Source organism: Kribbella sp. NPDC031520 (assembly GCF_055580825.1).
On record NZ_JBVIKS010000002.1, the window covers coordinates 47,593 to 62,340 of the forward strand.

At 69.2% G+C, this 14,748-nt stretch carries 15 protein-coding genes; 6 read left to right on the forward strand and 9 right to left on the reverse strand.

Going from position 1 to position 14,748, the window contains the following annotated elements:
* Positions 1-14 precede the first annotated feature (14 nt).
* Positions 15-959, forward strand: coding sequence for a S1C family serine protease (locus ACZ5BU_RS08760; protein ID WP_465696816.1), 945 nt, complete (start codon positions 15-17; stop codon positions 957-959).
* On the opposite strand, the gene ACZ5BU_RS08765 is transcribed toward ACZ5BU_RS08760, so the two are convergent.
* The 3 genes from ACZ5BU_RS08765 to ACZ5BU_RS08775 all read right to left on the reverse strand — a co-directional run bounded on the left by ACZ5BU_RS08765 (position 946) and on the right by ACZ5BU_RS08775 (position 2,709).
* Positions 946-1,314 (reverse strand): MmcQ/YjbR family DNA-binding protein, encoded by a 369-nt coding sequence (locus ACZ5BU_RS08765; protein ID WP_465696818.1) that lies wholly within the window; start codon positions 1,312-1,314, stop codon positions 946-948. The genes ACZ5BU_RS08760 and ACZ5BU_RS08765 overlap by 14 nt on opposite strands.
* A 10-nt stretch (positions 1,315-1,324) precedes the next feature.
* Positions 1,325-1,858 carry a GNAT family N-acetyltransferase gene (locus tag ACZ5BU_RS08770; RefSeq protein WP_465696820.1) on the reverse strand — a complete coding sequence of 178 codons (534 nt, stop codon included), beginning with the start codon at positions 1,856-1,858 and terminating at the stop codon, positions 1,325-1,327.
* A gap of 191 nt (positions 1,859-2,049) precedes the next feature.
* Positions 2,050-2,709, reverse strand: a complete 660-nt coding sequence (locus tag ACZ5BU_RS08775; protein ID WP_465696822.1) for an MBL fold metallo-hydrolase — start codon at positions 2,707-2,709, stop codon at positions 2,050-2,052.
* Between the two features lie 228 nt (positions 2,710-2,937).
* On the opposite strand from ACZ5BU_RS08775, the gene uvrA reads away from it, so the two are divergent.
* Complete coding sequence (gene uvrA / locus ACZ5BU_RS08780) at positions 2,938-5,946, forward strand: excinuclease ABC subunit UvrA (RefSeq protein ID WP_465696824.1); 3,009 nt, start codon at positions 2,938-2,940, stop codon at positions 5,944-5,946.
* On the opposite strand, the gene ACZ5BU_RS08785 is transcribed toward uvrA, so the two are convergent.
* The gene (locus tag ACZ5BU_RS08785; protein WP_465696826.1) at positions 5,947-6,843 is read right to left on the reverse strand and encodes a hypothetical protein; all 897 of its coding nucleotides are present in this window, start codon (positions 6,841-6,843) and stop codon (positions 5,947-5,949) included.
* 237 nt (positions 6,844-7,080) lie between these two features.
* On the opposite strand from ACZ5BU_RS08785, the gene ACZ5BU_RS08790 reads away from it, so the two are divergent.
* Positions 7,081-7,638 (forward strand): Rieske (2Fe-2S) protein, encoded by a 558-nt coding sequence (locus ACZ5BU_RS08790; RefSeq protein ID WP_465696827.1) that lies wholly within the window; start codon positions 7,081-7,083, stop codon positions 7,636-7,638.
* A 57-nt stretch (positions 7,639-7,695) separates the two neighbouring features.
* Here the strand turns inward: ACZ5BU_RS08790 and ACZ5BU_RS08795 are convergent, their stop codons facing one another.
* Both ACZ5BU_RS08795 and ACZ5BU_RS08800 read right to left on the reverse strand, forming a co-directional pair.
* Positions 7,696-8,910 (reverse strand): S8 family peptidase, encoded by a 1,215-nt coding sequence (locus ACZ5BU_RS08795; protein WP_465696829.1) that lies wholly within the window; start codon positions 8,908-8,910, stop codon positions 7,696-7,698.
* Positions 8,911-9,059: 149 nt separating this feature from the next.
* Complete coding sequence (locus tag ACZ5BU_RS08800; RefSeq protein WP_465696831.1) at positions 9,060-9,515, reverse strand: DUF6194 family protein; 456 nt, start codon at positions 9,513-9,515, stop codon at positions 9,060-9,062.
* Positions 9,516-9,597: 82 nt separating this feature from the next.
* Here ACZ5BU_RS08800 and uvrC point away from each other — a divergent pair, with 82 nt between their 5' ends.
* The 3 genes from uvrC to ACZ5BU_RS08815 are packed head-to-tail and all read left to right on the forward strand — an operon-like array spanning position 9,598 to position 13,432.
* Positions 9,598-11,625 (forward strand): excinuclease ABC subunit UvrC, encoded by a 2,028-nt coding sequence (gene uvrC, locus ACZ5BU_RS08805; protein WP_465696833.1) that lies wholly within the window; start codon positions 9,598-9,600, stop codon positions 11,623-11,625.
* On the forward strand, positions 11,625-12,491 hold the full coding sequence (gene rapZ, locus ACZ5BU_RS08810) for an RNase adapter RapZ (protein WP_141860527.1): 867 nt from the start codon (positions 11,625-11,627) through the stop codon (positions 12,489-12,491). The genes uvrC and rapZ overlap by 1 nt, the downstream gene beginning before the upstream one ends.
* The gene (locus ACZ5BU_RS08815) at positions 12,488-13,432 is read left to right on the forward strand and encodes a gluconeogenesis factor YvcK family protein (RefSeq protein WP_465696835.1); all 945 of its coding nucleotides are present in this window, start codon (positions 12,488-12,490) and stop codon (positions 13,430-13,432) included. Before rapZ ends, ACZ5BU_RS08815 begins: the two co-directional genes overlap by 4 nt.
* Here ACZ5BU_RS08815 and ACZ5BU_RS08820 read toward each other — a convergent pair.
* Genes ACZ5BU_RS08820 through ACZ5BU_RS08830 form a run of 3 tightly spaced genes read right to left on the reverse strand, consistent with a single transcriptional unit; the run spans position 13,429 to position 14,733 of the window.
* On the reverse strand, positions 13,429-13,884 hold the full coding sequence (locus tag ACZ5BU_RS08820; protein ID WP_465696836.1) for a hypothetical protein: 456 nt from the start codon (positions 13,882-13,884) through the stop codon (positions 13,429-13,431). The two genes, ACZ5BU_RS08815 and ACZ5BU_RS08820, sit on opposite strands and share 4 nt — an antisense overlap.
* A gap of 32 nt (positions 13,885-13,916) precedes the next feature.
* Positions 13,917-14,339, reverse strand: coding sequence for a hypothetical protein (locus ACZ5BU_RS08825; RefSeq protein WP_465696838.1), 423 nt, complete (start codon positions 14,337-14,339; stop codon positions 13,917-13,919).
* On the reverse strand, positions 14,290-14,733 hold the full coding sequence (locus ACZ5BU_RS08830; RefSeq protein WP_465696840.1) for a sigma factor: 444 nt from the start codon (positions 14,731-14,733) through the stop codon (positions 14,290-14,292). Before ACZ5BU_RS08830 ends, ACZ5BU_RS08825 begins: the two co-directional genes overlap by 50 nt.
* Between the last annotated feature and the right edge of the window lie 15 nt (positions 14,734-14,748).

Consider the following 14,748-nt stretch of genomic DNA (forward strand, 5'->3'; position numbering starts at 1 on the left):
TCAGGAGGCGCGAGATGGCTGATGAGATTGCTGGGGACGATGTCCTGGATGCCTACTCCCGGGTGGTCTCGGGGGTGGCCGAACACCTGATCCCGCGGGTCGCGAGCCTGCGGATCCACAGCCGGCGCGGCGACTCGTCCGGTTCCGCGGTCGTGCTGACCGGCGACGGGCATCTGCTCACCAACGCCCACGTGGTCGGCGACGGCAGCGAGGCGTCGGCGGAGTTCGCGGACGGTACGACGGCGCAGGCCCGGGTCGTCGGCGTCGACCGGCTGTCCGATCTCGCCGTCCTGCGGGCCGACCGAACCATCCCCGACCCGCCCGAGTACGGGGACGCGGACCACCTCAAGGTGGGGAACCTGGTCGTTGCGGTCGGCAACCCGCTCGGACTGGCCGGGAGTGTGACCGCGGGTGTGGTGAGCGCGCTGGGACGGTCGCTGCCGGTGCGCAGCGGTTCGGGCAACCGGATCATCGAGGACGTGATCCAGACCGACGCCGCGCTGAACCCGGGCAACTCCGGCGGCGCGCTTGCCGACGGCAATGGGCGGGTGATCGGCATCAACACCGCGGTGGCCGGCATCGGGCTCGGGCTGGCCGTTCCGGTCAACCCGACGACGCGCCGGATCATCTACTCGCTCCTGCACGACGGCCGGGTGCGCCGCGCGTACCTCGGTCTGGTCAGCACGCCGGCACCACTGCGGCCGGCGCTGGCAGAGCGGTTCGATCAACGTACGGCGTTGCGCGTCGTCGAGGTGATCCCGGCGAGCCCGGCCGCCGCCGCGGGCCTGCGGCAGGGCGACCTGGTGCTCGCGGTGAACGGCGTACCGCTGCGGGACGCGCAGTCGCTGCAGCGGCAACTGTTCACGGACGCGATCGCCCGCCGGACCGAGATCACCGCGATCCGGAACGACGCCCTCGTCGACGTGATCGCGTACCCGGCCGAGCTCACCGACCGCTGAAGAACTGCTGCACGTCGACATTCTGACGGCGTTTCGGCCCGCCGCGAATGCCGTACGAGTCGAGAAGCAGTTCGGCGAGTTCGCGCTGGTCGATCCGGTCGAGGTATCCCCAGCAGGTGACCCGGTACTGGAACGTGTGAACGACCGGGAACACGTCGCGCCGGGCGACCAGGGCGGGGCCGAGGTCCAGGTCGCCGGTCCAGACCTGGACGAGTTCGCGACCCTGCTCGTCCCAGCGGAGGCGGGCGAACTGGTGGCGGCCCGCGTACCAGGCCGGTGATCCTTCGTGCGCCTCGCCGAGCCGCGCGTCGGGGAGCCGTTCGGACAGGGCGCAGACGTCCCGCCAGGTCGCCATACCGGCGATGCTAATCCCGGAGTTGAGCGCGGAGGAGTACGCAGGTGCCGGGCTTCAGTGGAGCGTTCGGGAAGGTGAAGTCGCGGGTGACCTCGGTGAACCCGAACCTCTGGTGGAGGTCGAGGGTTGCGCCGTTCTGGAGGTTCGCGAAGTAGTAGACCTCGCCGGCGCGTTCGGCCACCCAGCGCATCCGTTCCGTCGTCAGCAGGTCGCCGATCCCGTGCCGCCGCCACGCGGGCGCGACGATCAGGCCGATCAGGTAGTACCCGTCCGGGGCCGTGTCCGGCGGGTCGCCGGGGGAGATCTTGTGCCCGAGCACGAGCGCGTACCCGGCGATCTCGCCGCCGACCTCCGCGACCACCGTGTACTTGTCCGGATCCCGCAGGTCGGCCTCCAGCCGAGCCCGCCGCGCCTGCACCGACCCACCGGTCCGCGTCACGATCAACTCGGCACACGCCGTCAGGTCGGCATCCACCGCCGGCCGCACCCGGACGTCGACGGTCCGCCGCGCGACCCCGGGCCGGTACTCCGCGAAACCACTCATGCCGTCACCCTAAGATCCGCCGGAACCGAGCCGGCGCGCCCTCCCGTACGCCCACCAGGTGGCTCCCCTGCCGGGTCCGCCCATCTTTGAGAAGCCACCAACCATTCCGCGGCCCCTTGAGTGGGCGGTGGCTTCTCAAAGTGCACCTCCGGACGCCGCACTGGGTGTGCTGTGGTGTGGTGGAACACGAGCTACCAGCCGCGTTCGCGCCATTCGGGGAGGTGGGGGCGTTCGGTGCCGAGGGTGGTGTCGGCGCCGTGGCCTGGGTAGACCCAGGTCTCGTCGGGGAGTTCGCCGAAGAGCTTGGTCTCCACGTCGTTGATGAGGGACGTGAAGCGTTCCTTGTCGCCCTGGGTGTTGCCGACGCCGCCGGGGAACAGGGAGTCGCCGGTGAACAGGTGCGGTGGGCCGTCCGGGTCGTCGTACACGAGGGCGATCGAGCCGGGGGTGTGGCCGACGAGGTGGACGACGCGCAGGCTGCACCGGCCGACCGCGATCTGGTCGCCGTCGTCGGCGAGCTGGTCGGTCGGGACCGGGATGCCCTCTGCGTCGTACCGCCCGGCGACCGTTGTCGCACCGGTCCGGGCGACGACCTCGGCGAGCGCCTCCCAGTGGTCCTTGTGCCGGTGCGTGGTGATGACCCGCGCGAGGCCCGCGTCGCCGATCAGCCGGAGCAAGGTGTCCGCCTCGTTCGCGGCGTCGATCAGCACCTGCTCGTCGGTCTGCCGGCAGCGCAGCAGGTACGCGTTGTTGTCCATCGGCCCGACCGCGACCTTCGTGATCATCAGCTGGGCCAGCTCGTGGGTCTGCGCAGGTCCGCCGACCTTGACGTTCCCGTGGTACTCCGGCATCGCGCCTCTCCCTGATCTCAGCGACATCTTGGTGACACGGCCGATCCTTCCACCTCGGGCCCGATCGGTTCGAGCACGGTGGGTTCGGGCACCGCCGGCGATCGAATATACTTTCGAAGCCGGGCAGCACCTCCGGCGGCGGAAGTTTTTGTCGGTGGCCCTCGTTAGCATGACCGGGCAGGCCGGAGAACCACCCGGAAACCCTCGAGAACGGCTGAGAGTGAGCTTGTGTCTGACCGTCTGATCGTGCGTGGCGCACGTGAGCACAACCTGAAGGACGTCTCGGTCGACCTGCCGCGGGACGCCATGATCGTCTTCACCGGCCTGAGCGGGTCCGGGAAGTCCAGCCTGGCCTTCGACACGATCTTCGCCGAGGGTCAGCGGCGCTACGTCGAGTCCCTCTCTGCGTACGCGCGGCAGTTCCTCGGCCAGATGGACAAACCCGACGTCGACTTCATCGAGGGCCTGTCACCGGCCGTCTCGATCGACCAGAAGTCCACCTCGCGGAACCCGCGCTCCACGGTCGGCACGATCACCGAGGTGTACGACTACCTCCGGTTGCTGTTCGCCCGGGCCGGCCGCCCGCACTGTCCCGAGTGCGGCGAGCCGATCGCGCGGCAGACCCCGCAGCAGATCGTCGACCGGGTGCTCGAGCTGGAGGAGGGGACCAGGTTCCAGGTGCTCGCCCCGGTGGTCCGCGGCCGCAAGGGGGAGTACGTCGACCTCTTCCGGCAGCTGACCGGTCAGGGTTTCTCGCGGGCCCGGGTGGACGGCGAGACGATCCAGCTGACCGAGCCGCCGAAGCTCGACAAGCAGAAGAAGCACAGCATCGACGTGGTCGTCGACCGGCTCGCGGTGAAGGGTTCCGCGAAGCAGCGGTTGACGGACTCGGTCGAGACCGCGCTCGGCCTGGCGAGCGGTCTGGTCGTGCTGGACTTCGTCGACCTCCCGGAGGACGACCCGCACCGCGAGCGCCGGTTCTCCGAGAAGCTCGCCTGCCCGAACGACCACCCGCTCGCGATCGACGAGCTCGAGCCGCGCTCGTTCTCGTTCAACTCGCCGTACGGCGCCTGCCCGGTCTGCACCGGCCTGGGCACCCGGATGGAGGTCGACCCCGAGCTGCTCGTCCCGGACCCGTCGAAGTCGCTCGACGAGGGCGCGATCCAGCCCTGGTCCGGGCAGAACGTCACGCAGTACTTCGAGCGTCTGCTCGAGGCGTTGGCGAGGGACCTGAAGTTCAAGACCAGCACGCCGTTCGGGGAGCTCCCGGCGAAGGCGAAGAAGGCGCTGCTCACCGGCCACGACAAGCAGGTCCACGTCTCGTACCAGAACCGCTACGGCCGCGAACGGTCGTACTACACGAGCTTCGAGGGCGTCATCCCGTACGTCGAGCGCCGGCATGCGGAGGCGTCCAGCGACACCGGGCGGGAGCGCTTCGAAGAGTACATGCGCGAGGTGCCGTGCCTGGCCTGCAACGGCGCCCGGCTGAAGCCGATCTCGCTGGCGGTCACGCTCGGCGGGAAGAACATCGCCGAGATCAGCGCGATGTCGATCGACGAGGTGCACGCCTTCCTCGTGCAGATGGAGCTGAGCCCGCGCGAGAAGCAGATCGCCGAGCGGGTGGTGAAGGAGATCGGCGAGCGGCTGCGGTTCCTGCTCGACGTCGGCCTGGACTACCTGGCGCTGAGCCGTCCGGCGGGTTCGCTGTCCGGCGGTGAGGCGCAGCGGATCCGGCTCGCGACGCAGATCGGTTCCGGTCTGGTCGGCGTGCTGTACGTGCTGGACGAGCCGTCGATCGGCCTGCACCAGCGGGACAACCGGCGGCTGATCGAGACCCTGGTCCGGCTCAAGGATCTCGGCAACACGCTGATCGTGGTCGAGCACGACGAGGACACCATCGACCACGCGGACTGGGTCGTCGACATCGGCCCGGGCGCCGGCGAGCACGGCGGTCAGGTGGTGGTGTCGGGCACGGTCGAGGACCTGCGCAACCACCCGGACTCGATCACCGGCCAGTACATCTCCGGCCGCAAGGAGATCCCGATCCCGGCGGTCCGGCGGCCGCTCACCGAGGGCCGCGAGCTGACCGTGTACGGCGCTCGCCAGAACAACCTGAAGGACCTCGACGTGACCATCCCGCTCGGGGTGTTCGTTGCGGTCACCGGGGTGTCCGGGTCGGGTAAGTCGACGCTGGTCAACGACATCCTGTACACGTCGCTGGCGCGGCAGATCTACGGCGCCCGCGCGGTGCCGGGCCGGCACACGAAGATCTCCGGCATGGAGCTGGTCGACAAGGTCATCCACGTCGACCAGTCGCCGATCGGCCGGACCCCGCGGTCCAACCCGGCGACGTACACCGGGGTCTGGGACCACGTCCGCAAGTTGTTCGCGGAGACGCCGGAGGCGAAGGTCCGCGGGTACCAGCAGGGCCGTTTCTCGTTCAACGTGAAGGGCGGCCGCTGTGAGGCCTGCTCGGGTGACGGCACGCTGAAGATCGAGATGAACTTCCTGCCGGACGTGTACGTCCCGTGCGAGGTGTGCCACGGCGCGCGGTACAACCGCGAGACGCTCGAGGTGCACTACAAGGGCAAGACCGTCGCGGACGTGCTGGACATGCCGATCGAGGAGGCGTCGGAGTTCTTCCAGGCGATCCCGGCGATCTCGCGGCACCTGAAGACGCTGGTCGAGGTCGGCCTCGGGTACGTCCGGCTCGGTCAGCCCGCGCCGACGCTGTCCGGTGGTGAGGCGCAGCGCGTGAAGCTGGCGTCCGAGCTGCAGCGGCGTTCGACCGGCCGGACGGTGTACGTGCTCGACGAGCCGACGACCGGTCTGCACTTCGAGGACATCAGCAAGCTGCTCGGCGTGCTGAGCGGCCTGGTGGACAAGGGCAACTCGGTGCTGGTGATCGAGCACAACCTCGACGTCATCAAGACCGCAGACTGGCTGATCGACCTCGGCCCGGACGGCGGTCGCCGCGGCGGCACGCTGGTCGCCGAGGGTACGCCGGAGGAGGTCGCGGCGAACCCGGCGTCGTACACGGGCCAGTTCCTCGCGGAGATCCTCGCGGGTCGCGCGGCGAAGCCGAGCGCGAAGAAGGCAGCCACCAAGGCCCTCCCGGCCAAGCAGGCTCCGGCGAAGAAGACCGTCGCCAAGAAGGCAGTCGCGAAGAAGACGGCCGCCAAGAAGGCGGCACCAGCCAAGAAGACAGCGGCGACCCGGAAGCGGGTCGCCGGGTAATCAGCGGCGGAAGAGTTGTTGCCATAGGTGCCAGAGCCAGGTGCGGCGTGGTGTCGGGAGGAGCGCCGCCGGGAGTACGACGGCCGGCGGTGTTGCGAGGGTGACCGGCACCTGCACCATCCGGTCACCTTGCAACCAGTAGAGATCCGGGCTGCACTGATCGGCCGCGCCCTGGTACGCGTCCGCCACGTACAAGGCCAACCGGTCCGCAACCTCCTGTCCTGCATCGGCGGGGCAGAACGCGACCTGGCTCAGCCGCGGTACGCCGACCAGCACGCCCATCCCGACCGAGGCCTGCGGCATGAGCTTGTCCCGGTCGACGATCGCCATCGACACCAGCGGGTCGTCCTCGCGGGAGATCACCGAGAACCCGTCGTGCTCGACCGGTCGCAGATCGGCGATCTGCTCGAGCGTGAGCTGCACCGGTGACGGCACGTCGGCATCACCGAGCCCGAGCATGGACCGCCGTACGATGGTCAGCCGGCGGTAGTCGTTACCGGTACAGATGAACACCACGACCTCGAAGTGGTCGCCGAACGGGATCAACGCGTCCGCGACCGGCCCGGCCGTCCGCGCGGACCAGCCGCGCTGCAGCAGCATCGCCCGCTGGCGGTCCCCGACGTCACCGAAGCGGTGCTCCTCGGTGGCGAGCTCGCCCTCCGCGACCACCGCCCGCAGCCAGGCCTCGATCTGGTCGGCCCACAACTGCTGCGGCAACTGCAGGCACCGCTCGATGATCTCGCCGAGCCCGACGACCGCGGACATCTGCAGCGCCCCACGTCCCCAGCCGACCTCGACGGTCCGGTCGGCGGTGTCGACGACGCACCCCGGCATCCACAGCGGCGCGAGGTCCGCGATCGCCTTCAGGACGGTCGAGTCGTTCGTCGTGCCAGTCATCTCATGCCTCTCCCACCACCACAGTGTGCCGGTCCCGGGTCGCGGCGGGGCCGGTCAGCGGGGAAACCCTAGTTGCCGACCGGTCGACGTACGTCGATGGCTCCCAGCAGGCTCACAGGAACCTTCAAACCGCGGTTGAATCCGGACCCCGGTGAACCGTTCGGGGGACCCGGCCGTTTGACTGGGGTGACCAGCGTTCAACTACTTCGATCAGCAGGCTCCTGGAGGACCGGATTCATGAGCGATGACACGACGGCATCGGCCACCACGTCGGCAGTAGCAACCTCGGCGGCGCAAGGCGGCCTGAGGGACCGCAGGACAGTGCTGCGCTGTGCCGCGATGGTCGCCCTGGCAGGTGCTGGCGCGCCGCTCCTCGCGGCCTGTGGCGGCAGCGATAACGCCAGTGGCGGCAGCACGGGCGGCACCGGTACGAGCCCGTCGGCGACCGGGCCGAGTTCTGCCCCGGCGTCCTCGGCCACACCGTCGGCCAGCAGTGGTGGCGGCGGTACGGTCCTCGGCCCGGTGTCCGACGTACCGGTCGGCGGCGGGAAGGTGTTCACCGACGCGAAGGTCGTCGTGACCCAGCCGACCGCGGGCACGTACAAGGGGTTCTCCGCGGTCTGCACGCACCAGGGGAACCCGATCGGCTCGGTGGAGGGCGGCCAGATCGTCTGCCCGTTCCACAACAGCCACTTCAGCATCAAGGACGGCAGCGTGGTCAGCGGGCCGGCGCCGACCGCGCTTCCGGCCGTGAACGTGAAGGTCGTGGGCGGCAACATCGTCGAATCAGCCTGACCCACGACATGGCGAAGACCCGGCCACGGGGTGGCGGCCGGGTCTTCGGTCAGGGAATCACGACTGGTCGGGAGCCCCGACGTACAGCAGTTTGTTCGGTGAGCCGGTGCCCGGGTCGCCGACCTTGTCCGCGGTCGAGTTGGTGACCAGCGCCTTCGCGACGTCGGCCGGGGTGGCGTCCGGGTGGTCGGCCAGGTAGAGCGCGATCCCGCCCGCCACGTGCGGGGTCGCCATCGACGTACCGCTCATCTTCGCGGTCGCGTCCGGGGCGGTGATACCGACCGAGGTGATGTCGACGCCCGGTGCGAACAGGTCGACGCACTTGCCGTAGTTCGAGAACTCGGCGCGCTGGTCCTGGTCGTCGGTGGCGCCGACCGTGATCGCCGACGGCTCCTTGGCCGGCGAGCTCTGGCAGGCATCGGCGCTGTCGTTGCCAGCGGCAACGGCATAGGTGACACCGGAGCCGACCGAGGCCTTCACCGCGGCGTCGAGCGCGTCGTCCGCGCCGCCGCCGAGGCTCATGTTCGCGACCGCCGGCTTCTTCGCGTTCTTCGTCACCCAGTCGATCCCGGCCACCACGGACTCGGTCGAGCCGGAGCCCTTGCAGTCGAGCACCCGGACCGCGATCAGCTTCGCCGCCTTGGCCAGGCCGTACGTCGTACCGCCGATGGTGCCGGCCACGTGGCTGCCGTGGCCCATGCAGTCGACGCCGTTCTGGCCGTCGCCGACCGTGTCGGTGCCGACCGACGCGCGGTCGCCGAAGTCCTGGTGCTTGGCGTAGATACCGGTGTCGATGATGTACACGTTGACGTTCTTGGCGTCCGTCGACGGCTCGTACTTCTTGTCCAGCGGGAGCGCCCGCTGGTCGGCGCGGTCCAGGCCCCACGGCGGGTTGTCCTGGGTAACCGTGATCTTCTGGTTCTGCTGGACGTACGCGACCCGCGAGTCGCCGGCCAGCTTCTTGGCCTGGTCCTCGGACATGTTCGCCGAGAAGCCCTTGATCGACGAGTCGTACTGGTCCTTGACCTTGACGTCGTAGCTCGCGGCGAGGCTCTGAGTGGCGACCCGGGTCTGGGCCTGCGAGCGCTGTCCAGCGAGAACGACGATGTAGCTGCCGGGGATCGCGTTCGGGTTACCGGCACCGCGGATCGTCACCGGCGCGGGCTGTGACGCGTTGCTGCCGGCCGCGGTCGCTACGACGCCGGTCACGGCCAGCGCGGCCGCGGCGACCGCACCGAATACTGCGCGGGGTCTGCTAAGGGAAGGGGACATGGGCGGAACTCCCTCGAGTCAGCGCAAGGCCTTGTTGCCTCACGCAAAGGACCTGCGCATCTACCCTTGTCCACAAGTAAGACAGCTGGCCCATCCCAGCCGGGGATAAATCTCGGCTTATGAGTCAACCCGCAACAGGACCGCAATCTTCACTTCGGTTGCCGGGCCTCGTGATTGGCGTACTTCCGGGCGGCGAACCGGTACGCCTCTTCGATCAACGGGAGCAGCCGGTCCAGACCGCCCGGGTTCACGATCGCGACCCAGTACTGCGAGGCGTAGAACGGATGCGGCATCAGTACGTCGCGGGCGGCGTAGTCGTGGCCGGAGTCGAGCACCCAGTCGGCGTCGCGTTCGGTCGGCACCGGGCCGAGGAGTTCGCCGTACGTCGCCTTGGTGAGGCCGAGGTTCAGCCGCCAGGCACCGGGCTCGTCGAGGTTCGACACCTTCTCGTAGTGGTCGCCGGTGACAATGGTGGCGAAGGGCTGTTGCCGTTCCGGTGGCAGGTCGCCGGCCGGGTCGTACAGGTAGAAGAGGTCGTCCTGGGCCTCGAGCACCCGGACGCCGTCGTACGCGCGGATCGTCCGATCAACTTCTCCGAATCTCATGCCTTCAAGTCTGTCATTCAAGCGCCCGTAGAGACTTTTTCCCGATTCCGGGTTTGTCGGTGGGCCGAACTAGGGTGGTTGGGTGGCTGATCCGTCCTCCTACCGTCCCGCTCCGGGGTCGATCCCGGACTCACCCGGCGTCTACCGCTTCAGCGACTCCGCCGGGCGGGTGATCTACGTCGGCAAGGCGAAGAACCTCCGGGCCCGGTTGTCGTCGTACTTCCAGGACCTGGTGAACCTGCACCCGCGGACGCAGGCGATGGTGACGACGGCCTCGAAGGTCGAGTGGACGGTCGTCGCCACCGAAGTCGAGTCGCTGCAGCTGGAGTACTCCTGGATCAAGGAGTACGACCCGCGCTTCAACGTGAAGTACCGCGACGACAAGTCGTACCCGTGGCTCGCGATCACCCTCAACGAGGACTACCCGCGGGTGATGGTCGGCCGCGGCCAGAAGAAGAAGGGCGTGAAGTACTTCGGTCCGTACAGCCACGCCTGGGCGATCCGCGAGACCGTCGACCTGCTGCTCCGGGTGTTCCCGATGCGCTCGTGCAGCAAGGGCGTGTTCAACCGGCACCGCCAGATCGGCCGCCCCTGCCTGCTCGGGTACATCGGCAAGTGCGCCGCGCCCTGCACCGGTCAGGTGTCGCAGGAGGAGCACCGCAAGATCGTCGACGACTTCGCCGCGTTCCTGTCCGGCCAGACGGCGACGTACGTACGCCGGCTGGAGAAGGAGATGAAGGCCGCGGCCGCCGAGCTCGAGTACGAGCGGGCCGCGAAGATCCGCGACGACCTGGCCGCCCTGGAGAAGGCGCTGGCGAAGAACGCGGTGGTCCTCGGCGACGGCACCGACACCGACGTGATCGCGCTCAGCGAGGACCCGCTCGAGGTCGCGGTCCAGATCTTCTACGTCCGCGGCGGCCGGATCCGCGGTGAGCGCGGCTGGATCGCCGACAAGGCCGACGGTACGGCGTCCACCGGCGATCTGGTGTCCCGGTTCATCCAGCAGATGTACGCCGACGACTCGGTGGACGCGATCCCGCGGGAGATCCTGGTCCCGACCATGCCGGAGGACGCGGACGCGCTGACCGAGTGGCTGGAGCGGATCCGCGGCGCGCGGGTGTCGATCCGGGTCCCGCAGCGCGGCGACAAGAAGGCGCTGATGGAGACCGTCGAGCGGAACGCGCTGCAGACGCTGACCATGCACAAGACCAAGCGGGCCAGCGACCTGACCACCCGGAACCAGGCGCTGGAGGAGATCCAGGCCGCGCTCGACCTGCCCGAGGCGCCGCTGCGGCTGGAGTGCTACGACATCTCGAACCTGCAGGGCACCGAGGTGGTGGCGTCGATGGTCGTCTTCGAGGACGGCCTGCCGCGTAAGAGCGAGTACCGGCGGTTCGTGATCAAGGGTGTCGACGGCCAGAACGACGTCGCCTCGATCGCCGAGGTCCTCACCCGCCGCTTCAAACGCCTCCTCGACGAACGCGCCACGATGACCGACGACGATCCCAACGCCGCGCTGATCGATCCCGAGACCGGTCGCGCGAAGAAGTTCGCGTACGCGCCGGGGCTGGTGGTCGTCGACGGTGGTCCACCTCAGGTGGCGGCGGCCCGTCAGGCGATGGACGAGCTGGGCGTCGGGGACATCCCGGTCGTCGGCCTGGCCAAGCGCCTGGAAGAGGTATGGGTACCGGACGAGGAGGACCCGGTCATCTTCTCGCGGACCTCCGAAGGCCTGTACCTGTTGCAGCGCCTCCGCGACGAGGCGCACCGGTTCGCCATCACGCACCACCGCAACCGGCGGTCGAAGTCGATGGTGGAGAGCACCCTCGACGAGGTCCCGGGGCTGGGCGAGGTGCGGCGGAAGACCTTGCTGCGGCACTTCGGGTCGCTGAAGAAGTTGCGGGCCGCCACCGTCGGCGAGGTGGCCGATCTCCCCGGTTTCGGGCCGCGGCTGGCGGAGTCGGTCGTACTGGCGGTTAACGCTGCCGCAACGAAGGCGGAAACCGGCCGGGCTCCGTCGGTCAACACCGCGACAGGCGAGATACTGGGCGACGACGTCCCGGCGCCTGCCGGGGCGCCCGACGGGGACCCAGGGAGAACAGAGAACTGATGGACGACACGGGCGGCAACCTGATCATCGTGTCCGGGATGTCCGGCGCGGGCCGCAGCTCGGTCGCGGACGTACTCGAGGACCTCGGCTGGTTCGTGGTGGACAACCTGCCGCCGATGTTCCTGACCACAATCGTCGAGCAGGTGGTCGGTACCGGCGCGGCGCCGCGGCTGGCCGTCGTCGTCGACGTCCGTACCGGCCTGTTCTTCGACGAGCTGAGCTCGGCCATCCACGACCTGCGGCTGAAGGGGTACCGGCCGCTGACGCTGTTCCTGGAGGCGTCCGACGACGTGATCGTGCGCCGGCAGGAGAGCGTCCGCCGGCCGCACCCGCTGCAGGGCGAGGGCCGGCTGCTCGACGGCATCCAGCGCGAACGCGAACTGCTCGGCGACATCCGGGCCGGCGCCGACCTGGTGATCGACACCTCCAGCCTGAACATCCACCAGCTCGCCGCGAAGATCGTGAACGCCTTCGGCGACGAGGAGAACGCCGAGCTGCGCGCGACCGTGGTCTCGTTCGGGTTCAAGTACGGCATCCCGGTGGACGCTGACGTGGTCGCCGACATGCGCTTCATCCCGAACCCGTACTGGCAGCCCGACCTGCGCCCGATGACCGGGCAGGACAAGCCTGTGTCAGACTTCGTGCTCGGCCATCCGCTGGCCCAGCAGTTCCTCGAGAACTACGTGGACGTACTGGACACCCTGCGGACCGGCTACCTGAACGAGGGCAAGCGCTTCGTCACCGTCGCGATCGGCTGCACCGGAGGTAAGCACCGCAGCGTCGCGATGGCCGAGGAGATCGCCCGCAGGCTGCGCGAGAAGGGCTCACCGACGTTGGTGGTACACCGGGATCTGGGACGCGAGTGACGACGAGAGCCCCACGGGTAGTTGCACTAGGTGGGGGACACGGTCTGGCCGCGTCTCTGTCCGCGCTCCGGCACGTCACCGACCAGCTGACGGCGGTCGTCACGGTCGCCGACAACGGCGGCTCGTCCGGGCGGCTGCGCCAGGAGCTCGGCGTACTGCCGCCCGGGGATCTGCGGATGGCGCTGGCCGCGTTGTGCCGCGACGACGAGTGGGGCCGGACGTGGGCCGACGTACTGCAGCATCGCTTCCGCAGCAACGGTGAGCTGCACGACCACGCGGTTGGCAACCTGCTGATCGTGGCGTTGTGGGAGCTGCTCGGCGAGGCCGTCGACGGGCTCGACTGGGTTGCACGGTTGCTGGGTGCGGAGGGCCGGGTGCTGCCGATGTCGTCCGTACCGCTGGACATCACCGCGCGCGTGCTCGGGCTGGACCCGGCGCATCCGGAGGCGATCACCGAGATCCGCGGCCAGGCCGAGGTCGCGTCGACGGCGGGACATGTCGTCGACGTGGCGCTCGATCCGGCGGACCCGCCGGCCTGTCCGGAAGCGTTGGTGGCGATTGCGGAAGCGGACTGGGTCGTCGTCGGCCCCGGGTCGTGGTTCACGTCGGTGATCCCGAACCTGCTGGTTCCCGCGCTGTGCCGCGGCCTCGAGCAGACCAGCGCTCGCCGGCTCCTCACGCTGAACCTGGGGGAGCAGAAGGGTGAGACCGACGGGTTCTCGCCCGAGACCCACCTGGAGGTGCTGGCCGGTCACGCCCCGGACCTGCGCATCGACGTCGTCCTCGCCGACGTAGGTCGCGTGCCCGACCCCGAGTCGCTCCGCCGTACCGCAGAGTCCCTCGGGGCCGAGCTCGTGATCGCCGACATCGCCGACGACGAACGCGACCTGCACCACGCCCCGGACAAGCTGGCCAAGGTCTACCGGGAGATCTTCAGCTAATCGAAATCGGCGTCGACGTCCTTCTTGGCGGTGTACACCTGCTTGCCCTGGGCGTCGTACCCGCGGATCCGGACGCTCTGGACGTCGGAGTTCCCGCCGGTGAGGCCCCAGATGTAGTAGCCGTTCGAGATCAGCGCGCGGGTCGGGCCCTGTTTCGGCAGGTCGACGACGAGCTGCGCGACGCCGTCCGGCACCATGCCGAAGGTGAAGGTGTCGGCGAACTTCCCGTCCGCCTGTACGGCGCTCCGCGTGTAGTCGTACGCGCCCTTCGCCGTGGCCGCCAGCATGTGGCACCACGCGTACACCTTCTTGTCCGGTGAGATCAGTACGGCGGTGAGCTTGTCGCCGGTGCCCGTCTTGAGCGCGACCTGCCAGTCCTTCGTGACCGGGCCGGCCGCCTTGACCCGCGGATCAGGCTCTCTGCTGCTGCCACTGAAGTAGATGTCGTCCACGCCACGGCAGCGCCTGGTGATCTGCTCGTCGGTCAGCGGACTGACCGGCGGCGGGGAGCGAGAGCCTTCCCGGTCAACGGGTCTTTCGTGAGTACGACGTTCGGCGTGATCGGCTCGGCGGTCTTGACCGTGACGTCGTCCGGGCCGGCCGGCCGTTCGGTCGCTGCGGTCGGAAGTGATGGGCCCTGGTACTCGAAGATCCTGCGCCCTTCGGCGTCGTACCCGCGGACCTGTCGCAGCTGCCCGGCCCTGCCGTTGTCGTCGAACCCGAGCGAGTAGTAGCCGTTCTCGCCGAGGAGTGCCTGCCGCGGCTCGGTCTCGCCGTCGAGATCGACCAGAACCTCGCGGACACCGTCCGGAACCCGGTTCGCGGCCGCCCCGGTCGGTGTCGGCCCCGAGGTGGCCTCAGGCTTCGTGCTGACCCGTCCGTAGGACTGCGCCTGCCCGACCTTCATCAACGCACAGGTGCTGACGATGGACTGGTCCGGTAACAGGAACATCGCCTCCACCTGGTTGCCGGCGCGAGGCGAGCGCCTCGACGACGAGCATCCGGTCCTCGACGGTGCCGACCGGATCGGGCTGCGGCGCGATCTTCTCGTCGGTGTCGAGGAGCCGCTCCCGGCGCCACGGCTTCCTGGACTGGTCGAACACGGCCGTGACCAGGCACTGGTGCGCGTAGCTGTTCAGCCCTTGGGTGCGGTCGATGCGGTGCCAGCGGCGGTACACCTTCACCAGCGGGTCCTGCGCCGCGTCCTCCGCCCGGTGCCAGTCGCCGCACATCAGGTACGCCGTTCTGCGCAGCCGCCGGATCGTGGTCGCGGCGAACTCGGCGTCGTCCGGTGCCTTCATACCCCTCCTCTCGGA

Excerpts from the sequence above, each read along its gene's own strand:
- ACZ5BU_RS08830 (WP_465696840.1), bottom strand. The coding sequence starts at position 14,733 with ATGAAGGCACCGGACGACGCCGAGTTCGCCGCGACCACGATCCGGCGG.
- ACZ5BU_RS08795 (WP_465696829.1), bottom strand. The coding sequence starts at position 8,910 with ATGTCCCCTTCCCTTAGCAGACCCCGCGCAGTATTCGGTGCGGTCGCC.
- ACZ5BU_RS08800 (WP_465696831.1), bottom strand. The coding sequence starts at position 9,515 with ATGAGATTCGGAGAAGTTGATCGGACGATCCGCGCGTACGACGGCGTC.
- ACZ5BU_RS08765 (WP_465696818.1), bottom strand. The coding sequence starts at position 1,314 with ATGGCGACCTGGCGGGACGTCTGCGCCCTGTCCGAACGGCTCCCCGAC.
- ACZ5BU_RS08785 (WP_465696826.1), bottom strand. The coding sequence starts at position 6,843 with ATGACTGGCACGACGAACGACTCGACCGTCCTGAAGGCGATCGCGGAC.
- ACZ5BU_RS08825 (WP_465696838.1), bottom strand. The coding sequence starts at position 14,339 with ATGAAGGTCGGGCAGGCGCAGTCCTACGGACGGGTCAGCACGAAGCCT.
- ACZ5BU_RS08775 (WP_465696822.1), bottom strand. The coding sequence starts at position 2,709 with ATGCCGGAGTACCACGGGAACGTCAAGGTCGGCGGACCTGCGCAGACC.
- ACZ5BU_RS08760 (WP_465696816.1), top strand. The coding sequence starts at position 15 with ATGGCTGATGAGATTGCTGGGGACGATGTCCTGGATGCCTACTCCCGG.
- ACZ5BU_RS08790 (WP_465696827.1), top strand. The coding sequence starts at position 7,081 with ATGAGCGATGACACGACGGCATCGGCCACCACGTCGGCAGTAGCAACC.
- ACZ5BU_RS08770 (WP_465696820.1), bottom strand. The coding sequence starts at position 1,858 with ATGAGTGGTTTCGCGGAGTACCGGCCCGGGGTCGCGCGGCGGACCGTC.
- rapZ (WP_141860527.1), top strand. The coding sequence starts at position 11,625 with ATGGACGACACGGGCGGCAACCTGATCATCGTGTCCGGGATGTCCGGC.